Origin of the sequence: Pseudomonas sp. TREG-RG-20F-10-E-6-01 (genome assembly GCF_022662455.1) — a bacterium.
Taxonomy (GTDB): Bacteria; Pseudomonadota; Gammaproteobacteria; order Pseudomonadales; family Pseudomonadaceae; genus Aquipseudomonas.
Window position 1 is genome coordinate 172,471 of the sequence record NZ_JAKNQP010000005.1, and the last position, 11,920, is coordinate 184,390.

Consider the following 11,920-nt stretch of genomic DNA (forward strand, 5'->3'; position numbering starts at 1 on the left):
GGTCCAACCGACGGGTAGCGGGCTTACTGTGGTGAGCGCGCTTGTTGTGGCGAGCGGGCTCATTGTGGCGAGCAGGCTTGCCCTGCGTTGGGCTGCGAAGCGGCCCCAAAACCTGCCAACTCGGTATGCCTGACACACCTCGATTACCTTACTGGGGCTGCTTCGCAGCCCAGCGCAGGGCAAGCCTGCTCGCCACAAAAAGTCTGCTGGCCACAGGAAACCCGCTGGCCACAAAGGGTTATGCACTTGGCGCCTCCAACACTATCCGGCCACTGGAGCAGGCGGCGACGCCATTGCGGTAGGCAAAGTACAGCTTGCCGCGTTCCTGGTCGAAGCGCAGGTGCAGTTCAACCTGGTCGCCGGGGCGCACCAGTTGCTGGAACTTGAGCACTTCCATGCCGGCAAAAGTCGCGGGCAGGTCGAGCAACTGCTGGCCGAGGTTGAAGGCCCATTCCACCTGCACCACGCCCGGCAACACCGGCGTGACGGGGAAGTGGCCGCTGAAGTAGGCAAGGTCCGGCGGGATGCTCAGTTGCACGGTCCATTCGCCGTTGGCTTGCACTTGCTCCAGCACGTCCGGCGCTTTGGGCCGGGGGGCGAGTAACAGCGCTGTGACGTCGGCTTGAGGCAGTTTGCCCTGGGCATTCAACGGCAACTGGCGCAGCAACCGCCAGCGCCGCGGCAGCGCCAGGGCTTCGCAATGTTGGCTCAGGTGCTGGCGCAGGGTTTGAGTGACGGCGCGGCGGCCTTGATTGCGCAGGGCATGCAGGCCATCGGCGCTCAACACCACCAGCGCGCCGAGCGAGGCGCGGTTTTCCTGCACCACGCCCAGGCGGGTTTCGGCGACCCAGGCGTGGGCCATCAGCGCCTGTTCGAGCATCGGCAGGGAGATGCGTTTCTCTTCCAGCTTGACGATACGGTCCAGGCGGCCGAGCAACTCGAAGCGCCCGTCGCAGTGGATGCGGGCGGCATCGGCGGTCTGTTCAATGTGCCCAGCAGGTAGATAAGGTGAGGCAATGCGCAGGGCGCCGTCGGCATCCTGGCTCAGTTCGACCTCGGCAAACGGCTGCCACGGCTGCGCGCCTTGGCGCCAGGCAATGCCGCCGGTTTCCGAGCTGCCGAGGATTTCCGTCGGCCATTGCTGCAAACGGTCGTACAGGCTGCCGGCAGCCTCGATGGGCAGCGCGCCACCGGACGAAAACACCCGCGACACGTGGCTCAGGGCGGGCCAGTCGAGGTTGTCGCCCATGCGTTTGAGCAGCGCGGGGCTGGCGACCCAGGCAAATTGTGGGTGTTCACGGCTGGCGCGCTGCAGGTCTTCGGGGAAGGCCAGTTGTTTGCGTACAAAGGTGCGCCCGGCGCACAGCGGCCACAACACCCGGAACAGCAACCCGTAGATGTGCTGGGTGGCGACGCTGCCGATGATGCAGGCGTCTTTAAGGTCCGCGCCCCACAAGGCTTCCAGCGCTTCCACTTCGTTGGCAAGTTGGCGCAGGGTCTTGTCGATGCGCTTGGGCTCGCCACTGGAGCCGGAGGTGCACAGGCTCAAGTGGCAGGCGTCCAGGTCGAGTGCGGCGGCGCTCAACGGCGGCTGATACAGCGTGTCGAGATCGGCGGCCTCAACCAGCCAGGCGTCCACAGCGTTGTCCCAGCGCTGGCGCGTCTGGGGTTGCAGGTCGGCCGGCAGCAGCACGCTGACCCCGGCCCGCCAGGCGCCCAGCAGGGCAATGGCCAACAGGCCGGCGTCTTCCAGGTGCACGGCCAAACGCCGGATGCCGCGCGCTTGCAAGCCCGCCGCCAGGCTCAGGGAGTGCGCCCACAGTTGGGCATGGTTCATTTCAGGCTCGGTGGTAACCCAGCGCTGTTGCAGCGGCTCAAGCAGCAGGTGCTCAAGTTTCAACCCATTCATACGCGGCCTCGAACCCTTTGTCGTACCAGCCATTCCACGGCAAACAACAACCCCATCAGCCCGTAGGCGATCAGGCCGTTGTACAACGTCCACCAGCTCAGCGGCGCCCACAGGGTGAGGGCGGCGGCGAGCAGGCCATTACACAGAAAAAATACACTCCACACCACGGTGACCTGACGCGTATAGCGGATGGCCTCGGGCGGCAGTTGCGGTTCAGTGATGCGGGCCAGGCGCTCGACCATCGGCGGGCCGTATTTCAGGCTCAAGCCGAACAGCGCCAGCATGAACGCGCTGACCAGGCTGGGGTACCAGCGCAGCAGCTGCGGGTTGTCGAACCAGGCCAGCAGCAGGCAAAACACGATCACCGCCATCGCCATCCAGCGGCTGCCCGGGCGGCGTGCGCCGGTCAGCGCGCGCAGCAACCACAGGCTGCCCAGCAGCAGGCCGAATTGCCACGGCGCAAAGTGCTCGGTGCCGTAATACACCGCAAAAGGGTACAACAGCCCCGCCAACAACAGGCCAAGGCCGATCAGCCGGCTCATGCGGCAGGTGCGACCAGACGGTACACCGCCTCAACCACATCGTTCACGGTGCGCACGGCCTTGAATTCTTCGGCCGCGATCTTCTTGCCAGTCTGGCGCTTGATGTGATCGATCAAGTCCACGGCGTCGATGCTGTCGATTTCCAGGTCCTGGTACAGGTTGGCGTCGAGGGTGACGCGCGAAGGCTCCAGTTCAAACAGTTCCACCAAGGCGTCGCGCAGGGTGTTGAAAATATCGTCACGAGTTTGCATGGTCCGGTCTCAAGCTGCCTGTCTGGCCGTGACGAACGCCGCAAGGCTGGCCACGTTGGTGAAGTGATTGCGCGTGTCTTTGGCGTCGGCATCGATCTTGATGCCGTACTTTTTCTGGATCGCCAGGCCCAATTCCAGGGCGTCTACCGAATCCAGGCCCAGGCCTTCGCCGAACAGGGTCTGCTCGCTGCCGATGTCGTCGACGCTGATGTCTTCCAGGCCCAGGGCCTCGATGATCAGCATCTTTATGTCGTGCTCAAGGCGGTGTTGGTCGCTCATCTTCGGCGAGCTCCTTAATGAAATAGTGGTGCAGGTAATCGTTGAGCTTGCGTGAAGCCTGGGGCGCGGGCCCGAGTGCGGCAAAGGTGTGTGGTTCTATATCGGCACCCACGCGCAAACTGAAGTGAAATCGACGTTTGGGAATGCGGTACCAGGGTTCTGCCTTGGTCAACGTCGTAGGGCTGACCTTGATCACCACGGGGGTGATGATTGTCGCACCGCGCAGCGCGATGGCGGCGCCACCGCGATGAAAGGCGGGCGCCGCGCCGGGTGTGGTGCGGGTGCCCTCGGGAAAAATGATCAGGGTCTGGCCCTGGCGTAACGCCTCGGCGGCGGCGTCGAGCATGTCGGCGCTGCCGTCATTGCTGATATAGCCTGCATCGCGCACCGGCCCGCGGGTGAACGGGTTCTGAAACAGGCTCTGCTTGACCACGCAGTTGGTCTGGCGCATCAGGCCGATCAGGAATACCACGTCGATCAGCGATGGGTGGTTGGCGATGATCATCTGGCCCGGGCGACCGAGCTTTTCCGCGCCTTCGACGCTGTAGGTCAACACGCCGGCGCGCTGCATCAGGCGGACGAAGAACCAGAACAGTTTGCTGATGGTGTGGCGGGCGCGGCGCTGGTGTTTTTCAGCGCTGCCTGGCAGGCAACTGAGCAGCGGAAACACCAGCAAACGCAGGCACAACCCGCCGACGCCGAAGAAGAAAAAGCTCGCGGCGGTGGCAAACAGGCGCCAGTAATAGGCGTCCCGGGGTTTTTCGGTCAGGGCTTGCGTTGCCAGTTCCATACACGGTTCTTCCAGGCATGTTGGCAGGCAACCTGTTCGGTGAGCAGGGTGCGTAGCAGGTTCAGGGCGTGGGGCCACTGGGTTTGAGTGAGTTGGACAGCGCCGCTGTTTAGTTCCAGTCGCCACTCGTCGCCCGGTGTCAGCAGCAGGCCGAGGGCGTAAGGGAAGGGCACGTCATGAATCCAGCTGGCGTAGGCTTCGGGGGGCTGTTCCTCGGTGATCACCAGCAACACCGCCGGGGCACCTTCGTTGAGCAGCGCGGCGGCTTCGAGCATGCCGTGCTCCAGGCCGTCGCCTGCGGCGGCGAGCGCGGTCATTTCGCTGGTTTCATTGCGCAGGATCGACCACAGGCCGATCACCGCGTTATGCACCGATAGGCTGAACTGGGTCGGCGACAGTGGCTGGCCGTCGGCCAGATCACTGAGGATGTCGAGGGTGCGCGGGGTTTCGCCGTGCCGGGAAATAAACACCAGCGGCAGGTCTTGCAGGCCTTCGGCCAACGGCCAGCCGACACTGAACGCCATGCGTGCCAGGCGGCTCAGGCGTCGGCGCTGCATGGCCGGCAAAAAGGACACGTCAGGCCAAGCATCGCTGGCAGGCAGCGCCACTGGGGCCTGGCACCAGGCGTGCCAGTCGTGCGCACTCTCCAGGCCGGGAGCCCAGGCGCGCCATTGGGCGATGTTGAAAGTGATCACTGAGAAGTTATCCCGCCCCTGCGGGCTTCCATGTGCGGCCGTTGGCCCCGAATACCGGGACAGGGAACGCAGGCCGAATGGCGCGCATTATCCCGGTGCTGCGGGCTTCTAGCAAACTTTGGTAAAGAATTGTTCACGGCTGATTACAATTTACTGGGAAAGATTTACAGATTGTCCTTTACGTGAGGACTGACGGGGTCGTCGGAGTATTCCTTTTAGTTTGTCGGCGCCGGATTACGGGTATCGCGCATCCGGCCGTGCAATGCGCCAGTGCATGGATGAACGAGGTAGCTAACAGGCGCTTTTGCCCTCTACACTCGGACATTCATTGATACACGGAGGTTTTTCCATGCGGCGTGTGGTGTTCAATCAGAAAGGCGGCGTTGGCAAGTCCAGCATTGCCTGCAACCTGGCGGCGGTCAGCGCCAGTGAAGGCTATCGAACCCTGTTGGTGGACCTCGATGCGCAAGCCAACTCGACTCAGTACCTCACCGGGCTGACCGGCGACGATATCCCGATGGGCATCGCCGAGTTCTTCAAGCAAACCCTGTCATCCGGGCCGTTTTCCAAGAAAAACCGCGTGGATATCTACGAAACGCCGTTCGACAACCTGCACGTCATTACCGCGACGGCCGAGCTTGCCGACCTGCAGCCCAAGCTTGAGGCCAAGCACAAGATCAACAAGCTGCGAAAGCTGCTCGATGAACTGAGCGAGGACTACGACCGGATTTACCTGGACACGCCGCCCGCGCTGAATTTTTATGCGGTTTCGGCGCTGATTGCTGCTGATCGTGTATTGATTCCGTTCGATTGCGACAGTTTTTCACGCCAGGCGCTGTATGGCCTGCTGGCGGAAATCGAAGAATTGAAGGAAGACCACAACGAAGGCCTGGAAGTGGAAGGCATCGTGGTCAACCAGTTCCAGGCCCGCGCGAGCCTGCCGCAGCAGATGCTCGATGAGCTGATTGCCGAAGGCCTGCCGGTGCTGCCGGTGTACCTGGCCAGCTCCGTGCGCATGCGCGAGTCGCACCAGGAGAGCAAGCCGCTGATCCACCTGGACCCACGGCACAAGCTGACGCAGCAGTTTGTGGAGTTGCATAACTTGCTGGAAAGCGCGTGATCCTTGCCGGCACCGCCTGACCCTGTGGGAGCTGGCTTGCCTGCGATAGCATCACCTCGGTTTAACTGGCAAACCGAGTTGCCTGCATCGCAGGCAAGCCCGCTCCCACATTTGTTTTTGCATTCCTGCAGGGGATTTGGATTTGTCCCGCAGAGGCTGTAGGACACGTCTGGCAAGCGGGGTAGCGCCTTGTCTCGCTGCCTACAGATAAGCCAGAATCCGCCGGCTTGTGCGTCTGGATGGGCGTCTCTAAGGTTCTTCGGTCGTTGAATGTTCAGCGATCGGGTTTAGTAGCCCGTGGTGAGACGTACAGCAACTCTTCGGTCAGGGTCTTCCTGAGCGTGATGGTGGCTGTACGGAGGGCGCTTTCGAGCGCGCCGGTTGCGTCTCCCCGGTCTACTAACCTGCGTACAGCTGCCACCCTCCGTTTAGTAGCGGCTGGTTGCGGCTCCCGCTCGGAGACGTTCCATGGTTAACCTTTATACCGTTGCACCCAACCTCCCCACCGAAACCCTCGTGCTCAACAGCTACGAAACCTTCTCTTCCGTACGCACGCTGTTACTCAAGCTGTCCAACGACCTAAGCGGCGAACACCGCGACGTCGCCCTGGCCATCCATCAATTAAGCGAGCTGGGCGTACAACTCGTAGGCCAGATGATGGACCGCGAAACCCCCGTAGCACGGGCTTAAAACGCGGTCAGTGTGGGAGCTGGCTTGCCTGCGATGCAGACAACCCGGTCTGTCAGGCAAACCGAGGGGATGCCATCGCAGGCAAGCCAGCTCCCACATTTGACCGAGTTGATGTTGGGTGTGGGTTATACGCCCTGGCTACGCAACCAGCTCATCAACTGCGGCAATGGGAATGCCCCACTCTGGCGCGCCACTTCGCGGCCGTTTTTGAACAGAATCAAGCTGGGAATCGAGCGAATCCCCAACTGCGCTGACAGCTGCTGATTGGCCTCGCTGTCGAGCTTGGCCAACCGGCACTTGCCCTCCAACTGCCCAGCCGCCTGCTCAAACACCGGCGCAAACGACTTGCACGGCCCGCACCATTCCGCCCACACATCCACCAGCAGCGGCAGATCGCCCTTGATCTGGCTGGCGTAGTCGCCCTGTTTCAACTCAAAGGGCTTGTTCAACAACACCGCCTGTTTACAGCGCCCACATTTAGGCGCATCACCCAGGCGCTCGCCGGGGATGCGGTTAAGGCCGTTGCAATGGGGGCAGGGAATGACGAGAGGTTCGGACATTGAGGGCTCCTGGAGATGGCCAATAGTTTCTATTTGGAGCCAGCGCCGATATTTATCAAGGCAAATACATAACTGTGGCGAGCGGGCTTGCCCCGCGTTGGGCTGCGGAGCAGCCCCAGTAAAGTAACCGAGTTGTATCAGGCAGATCTTCATTGCAGATTTTGGGGCTGCTTCGCAGCCCAACGCGGGGCAAGCCCGCTCGCCACCGTAAACGTATCGTTTTTGCGAACTTACGATGAGCAACTAATCTCCAAATGCTTGCCCCAATCCGGCGGCCGCTGGGCGTATTGTTCCATCCCGGCCTGCTCTTCAAAGGGTTTGCTCAGCACTTCATGCAATCGACGTACTTCGCTGTAGTCGCCTGACTCGGCGGCGGCGATGGCGTTTTGTGCAAGGTAGTTGCGCAGGATGTACAGCGGGTTTACCGCGTGCATGCGCTCGCGGCGCTGTGCTTCGCTGTAGTCCCCGTCTCGCGCAACGCGGGCTTTGTACTGTTCGGCCCAGGCATCAAACCCTGCGAGGTCGACGAAGTCATCGCGCAGCCGCGCCACAGATTGCGCTGCGGGCTCATCGCCCAAGCGGCGGAAGAACAGCGTGTAATCGACGCCGCTGTTCTGCATCAGCTTGAGCAACTGCTCCACCAGCTTCTGGTCATCGTCTTCGGCGGTGGTCAGCCCAAGCCGGCGGCGCATCAGGTCCAGGTAATGGGCCTGGTACAGCGGCAGGTAAAGGCCAAGCGCCTCTTTCAAGGCGTCAACGCTGATAAACGGCGTGAGCGCCTGGGCCAGCGCGCTGAGGTTCCACTGCCCAATGGGCACCTGATTGCTGAAGGAATAGCGCCCTTCGTGATCGGAGTGGTTGCAGATGAAATGCGCGTCAAAGTCATCGAGGAACGCAAACGGCCCGAAGTCGAAGGTGATGCCCAGGATCGACATGTTGTCGGTGTTCATCACGCCGTGGCAGAAGCCATAGGCCTGCCATTTGGCGATCATTTCGGCATTGCGCTCGACAATTTCGCGGAACATCGCCAGGTACGGCTCGGGCTGCTCGCGGCACTCGGGGTAGTGCAGGTTCAACACGTGTTCGGCCAGTTCAGCCTGCTGCTCGGGCTTTTTGGTGTAGTAAAAATATTCGAAATGCCCGAAGCGGATATGGCTGTGCGCAAGGCGCAGCACCATGGCGCCGCGTTCCTGTTTCTCGCGCCAGACGGGCGTGATGGAGCCGATCACGCACAGGGCGCGGCTGCTGGGAATGCCCAGCGCATGCAAGGCTTCGGAAGCGAGAAACTCGCGGATCGAAGAGCGCAGCACCGCGCGGCCGTCGCCCATGCGCGAATAAGGCGTCATCCCGGCGCCTTTGAGGTGCAAGTCCCAGTGTTCGCCGGCCTCGTTGTACACCTCGCCCAGCAACAGCCCACGGCCGTCGCCCAGTTGCGGGGTGTAGCCGCCAAACTGGTGGCCGGAATAGACCATCGCCCGCGGCTCCGCTTCGGCCCACAACTTGTGCCCGCTGAACAGCTCGGCAAACACCGGCGTGTCGGCCACCGCCGGGTCGAGGTCGAGCAGAGCCATGGCGGCATTGCTCGCCACCACAAGGCGCGGCTCATCGAGGGGTTCAGGCAGTACGTGAGTTGAGAACGCGTCGCCCAGGCGTGCGAAGCGGTTGTCGAAGGTCAGTTCGTCGAGGGCTTTCACCGGCCATCTCCAGCAGAATGTCCGAGCATTCTGCTGGGGATAGGCGCGTTAGTCGAGTTTGCTCGGCGGTGGTTCTTGCACGCCGCCGTCGTTGGCGGGTTTGGCTGGGGTGTCGACTTCCACCAGTTTGTATTCCTGGCCGTGGAGGTTCTTGAGGTAAACCTCCATCTGGCGGAACGAGATGTTGATGTGGTGGTTCTTGAACTCGCGGTTGATAAAGCGGTTCACCTCGTCGATCACCGGGTTGCGGTCACCGAGGTCGCGCACGTGCATGCGCAGTTCGTGGTCGAGGGTGCTTTCGCCGAAGTTGAGGAAGTACACGTGGGGTTCCGGCTCTTTCAACACACGCGGGTTTTCTCGCGCCGCCTTGAGTAAGAGTTCCTTCACCAGGTCCAGGTCGGAGCCGTAGTCCACGCCCAGTTTCAGGGTCACGCGGGTGATGGTGTCGGTCAGCGACCAGTTGATCAGTTGCCCGGTAATAAACGTCTTGTTCGGGACAATAATGTCTTTGCGGTCAAAGTCGGTGATGGTCGTCGCACGGATGCGGATTTTGCTGACCGTGCCCGACAGGTTGCCGATGGTGATGGTGTCGCCGATACGCACCGGGCGTTCGAACAGGATCATGATGCCGGAGATAAAGTTGGCGAAGATCTCCTGCATCCCGAAGCCCAACCCCACCGACAGCGCTGCCACCAGCCATTGCAACTTGTCCCAGCTCACGCCGAGCGTGGACAGGGTGGAGACAAAGCCGACGCCGGCAATCACATACGACAGCAAGGTGGTTGTGGCGTAGGCGCTGCCTTGAGCCAGGTCCAGCTTGGACAGCACCAGCACTTCCAGCAAACCCGGCAAGTTGCGCGCCAGGGCGAAGGTGATGCCGATGATGATCGACGCACCCAGCAGGTCGCCGAAGCTGATCGGCACCATGCTGATGTTGGCGCCGGTGCCGCTGGTGTATTCGTACAGGGTGATGTTGTCCAGGTAGGAGAACACGGTGATCAGGTCTTTCCACACCCAGTACAGCGCCGCGATAAAGCCGCCGAGCAGGGCCAGGCGGATCAGGCGCATGGACTGTTCGTTGACCTGTTCGATGTCCAGGGTCGGTTCTTCGATCACCGCTTCGCCATCCCCGGCTTCCTTGGCTGCCTGGCGTTTGGCCAGTGCACGCGCGTAGGCCAGGCGCCGTGCGGCGACGCCCAGGCCGCGCACGAAGGTGGCTTCGATCACCAGCCAGAACATCAGCAGGTACAGGGTATTGATCAAGCGGTCGCTGAGTTTGAGCGCGGTGTAGTAATAGCCAAAGCACACCGCCAGAAACAGGGCGACGGGCAGGGCGGTGAACACCAGGCCCACGGCTTTGCGAAACAGTGAGGCTTTCTCGTGGGTCGGGCTGTTCAGCAGCAGGCGGCCCAGCAACCAGGCCATCAACGCGTAGCACGTCAGCACCACACCGATGCCCAGCACGTCGTCGGCCAACGCCTCGGGTTGGTGCTCGGCGATGGCCACTACGGCCACCAATGCCAGCACTACCAGGCCGAGTTTGCGCACCCAGCCTTGCAGGAATTCAACCTGGGGTTTCTCCCAGCGAAAGTGCAGTTCCGCCACGCCGCCCGGCGCCAGGATGCGGTAGGCGGTGTAGAACACCAGCCACGCTTGGGCGATCTGCAGCAGTGCATCGCCCAGGTTGGCGTTTTGCCCGCGGGCGTCGATCTGCAGCGCGTAGCCGCACAGCGCCAGGCCCAGGGACACCGGCATCGCCAACAGAATGTTGATCAGGATGGCCTGCGGCGTGTGCCACTGGCTGTCGCGCTTGAAGTGGCCGATGTCCAGGTGAACCTTGTTCAGCCGTTGGTACAGCGCTTTACGCCGCCACAACAATGCACCGATCAACAGCAGCAGTGGCAGGAACAACAGCGGGCGCTGGGTCAGGCCGTCGTACAGTTCGCTGACGCTGGAGGCCCACGGCAGAGTGGTGATCTGTTTGTTCAGGTGCGCCGGTACGGTTTCCAGCCACTCGGTGTCCAGCGGCTTATTGCTGGGGATCCAGAACATTTGCTCATCCAGCGTCGCGCGCAGGGTGGTGGCGGTGCTGAGCAGTTGTTTCTGGTTCAGTTGCAGGGTGATCGATTCGTTCAGCAGTGCGCTCAGCTCACGGCTCAGGCGCTCGAGCAAGTCGCTGCGGGTGATCGCCAATTCCAGCAAGGTGCGGCGCAGTTGCGGCGTCACGTCTTCCGGTGGCTGGTTGGCCAGCAAGTTATCCACATAGGCACTGGGTGAGTTGATCTGCTCACGTTGCTGGTTGATCTCGAACTGGTACAGGCGAATGTTGGCGATATCGTCCGCCAGGTCGCGGTCGACCGTGAGACGGGGCAGCGCCTGTTTCTGCTTGTAGAGGATCTTGGAGAGCAGCAGGCTGCCCTTGAGCACGTTGATTTGCTCGTCCAGGGCCGAGTCGCTTTGCGTCACTGCGTCCAGTTGCTGCTTGGTCTTGAGGTTGGCCTGGGTCAGCTCGTTAAGGCGGTCGGTACTCTTGAGCAGGTAGTCGGACAGTTTGAGGTTGGCCGCGCTTTCCGAGGCCAGCAGGCTGCTGCCCCCGGCTTTCTGCGCTTCGATGGACTGTTGGGTCACGGTCTGCTGGGACTGGGCCAGGCGTTTCTGGTTGATCAGCGTTTGCAGGTCCTGGATTTCCTGCTCCAGGCGGCTGGTTTTCTCGGTTGCCAGGTCGCGCTGGCTATTGCCCAGGTCTTGCAGTTGGCTGTTGCCGGCCAGTTCCTGGCGGCGCAGTGGAATCAGGGCATTGAGGGCGGCCAGTTCGGCATTCAGTTGGTTGCGCTGGTCGCCGGTGAGGGTCTTGCCGTTGTCTTTGCCCGCCTTGAGGATCGAATTGATCTGCTGGATGCGCGTCTGGCTGTTGCTGATTTCGGTCTGGGCGCGTTCGGGGCGGGTCTGGGCGGCGACGGACATGCTGTTGGCGTCGGCCACGGTTTTTTGCAGATCGCCTTGCTGAGTGGTGCGTTGCACCAGCAATTGCTCAAGCTGCGGCACCGGCAGGGTGGCGTAGCGCTGCGCCACCGGGATGATTTTAGTGGCCTTGAGCCGCACCAGTTCGCGCTGGTTTTCAGTGGTCTGGCGCGGAGCATCTTCGAGCTGGCGCTTGAGGTCGACAAGGCGCTGCTCGTAATCCTGCTTGTTGCCCAGGTAGGTCAGGGTCTGTTGCAGGATGGTTTGCAACGCCTTCATGTCGGCGTCGGGCAGCTTGCGGTCGGGCAGTTTGTCCAGGGTTTGCTGGATGGACTCGGCGCTGGGCGGGTCGGCGGCGTAAACGCTGCCGACACAGAGGGTCAGACCCAGCAGGGCAGTGGCTAAAAAGGTGCGCAGAGTTGTCATGGA

Annotated in this window: 11 protein-coding genes; 2 read left to right on the forward strand and 9 right to left on the reverse strand. The window is 61.8% G+C overall.

The window, feature by feature from the left end:
* Positions 1–238 precede the first annotated feature (238 nt).
* Genes L8K08_RS16985 through L8K08_RS17010 form a run of 6 tightly spaced genes read right to left on the reverse strand, consistent with a single transcriptional unit; the run spans position 239 to position 4,466 of the window.
* Positions 239–1,909, reverse strand: a complete 1,671-nt coding sequence (locus L8K08_RS16985; protein ID WP_242198846.1) for an acyl-CoA synthetase family protein — start codon at positions 1,907–1,909, stop codon at positions 239–241.
* Entirely contained in the window at positions 1,906–2,451 is a 546-nt protein-coding gene (locus L8K08_RS16990) for a hypothetical protein (protein WP_106577550.1), read from the reverse strand. The genes L8K08_RS16985 and L8K08_RS16990 overlap by 4 nt, the downstream gene beginning before the upstream one ends.
* Positions 2,448–2,702 (reverse strand): acyl carrier protein, encoded by a 255-nt coding sequence (locus tag L8K08_RS16995; protein WP_106577551.1) that lies wholly within the window; start codon positions 2,700–2,702, stop codon positions 2,448–2,450. Before L8K08_RS16995 ends, L8K08_RS16990 begins: the two co-directional genes overlap by 4 nt.
* 9 nt (positions 2,703–2,711) lie before the next feature.
* The gene (locus tag L8K08_RS17000; protein ID WP_010213712.1) at positions 2,712–2,981 is read right to left on the reverse strand and encodes a phosphopantetheine-binding protein; all 270 of its coding nucleotides are present in this window, start codon (positions 2,979–2,981) and stop codon (positions 2,712–2,714) included.
* Positions 2,959–3,771 carry a lysophospholipid acyltransferase family protein gene (locus tag L8K08_RS17005; protein ID WP_242198848.1) on the reverse strand — a complete coding sequence of 271 codons (813 nt, stop codon included), beginning with the start codon at positions 3,769–3,771 and terminating at the stop codon, positions 2,959–2,961. Before L8K08_RS17005 ends, L8K08_RS17000 begins: the two co-directional genes overlap by 23 nt.
* Positions 3,747–4,466, reverse strand: a complete 720-nt coding sequence (locus L8K08_RS17010) for a beta-ketoacyl synthase chain length factor (protein ID WP_145160033.1) — start codon at positions 4,464–4,466, stop codon at positions 3,747–3,749. Before L8K08_RS17010 ends, L8K08_RS17005 begins: the two co-directional genes overlap by 25 nt.
* Before the next feature lie 349 nt (positions 4,467–4,815).
* Here L8K08_RS17010 and L8K08_RS17015 point away from each other — a divergent pair, with 349 nt between their 5' ends.
* Together L8K08_RS17015 and L8K08_RS17020 are read left to right on the forward strand one after the other, a co-directional pair.
* Positions 4,816–5,586: a ParA family protein gene (locus L8K08_RS17015; protein ID WP_106577554.1), complete on the forward strand. Its 771-nt coding sequence runs from the start codon at positions 4,816–4,818 to the stop codon at positions 5,584–5,586.
* A gap of 468 nt (positions 5,587–6,054) precedes the next feature.
* Complete coding sequence (locus tag L8K08_RS17020; protein WP_145160035.1) at positions 6,055–6,276, forward strand: DUF6124 family protein; 222 nt, start codon at positions 6,055–6,057, stop codon at positions 6,274–6,276.
* A gap of 125 nt (positions 6,277–6,401) precedes the next feature.
* On the opposite strand, the gene trxC is transcribed toward L8K08_RS17020, so the two are convergent.
* The 3 genes from trxC to mscK all read right to left on the reverse strand — a co-directional run bounded on the left by trxC (position 6,402) and on the right by mscK (position 11,917).
* On the reverse strand, positions 6,402–6,836 hold the full coding sequence (trxC, locus tag L8K08_RS17025) for a thioredoxin TrxC (protein WP_242198850.1): 435 nt from the start codon (positions 6,834–6,836) through the stop codon (positions 6,402–6,404).
* 230 nt (positions 6,837–7,066) lie between these two features.
* Positions 7,067–8,530, reverse strand: coding sequence for a protein adenylyltransferase SelO (gene selO / locus L8K08_RS17030; RefSeq protein WP_242198852.1), 1,464 nt, complete (start codon positions 8,528–8,530; stop codon positions 7,067–7,069).
* 48 nt (positions 8,531–8,578) lie between these two features.
* Positions 8,579–11,917 carry a mechanosensitive channel MscK gene (gene mscK, locus L8K08_RS17035; protein ID WP_242198854.1) on the reverse strand — a complete coding sequence of 1,113 codons (3,339 nt, stop codon included), beginning with the start codon at positions 11,915–11,917 and terminating at the stop codon, positions 8,579–8,581.
* Positions 11,918–11,920 lie beyond the last annotated feature (3 nt).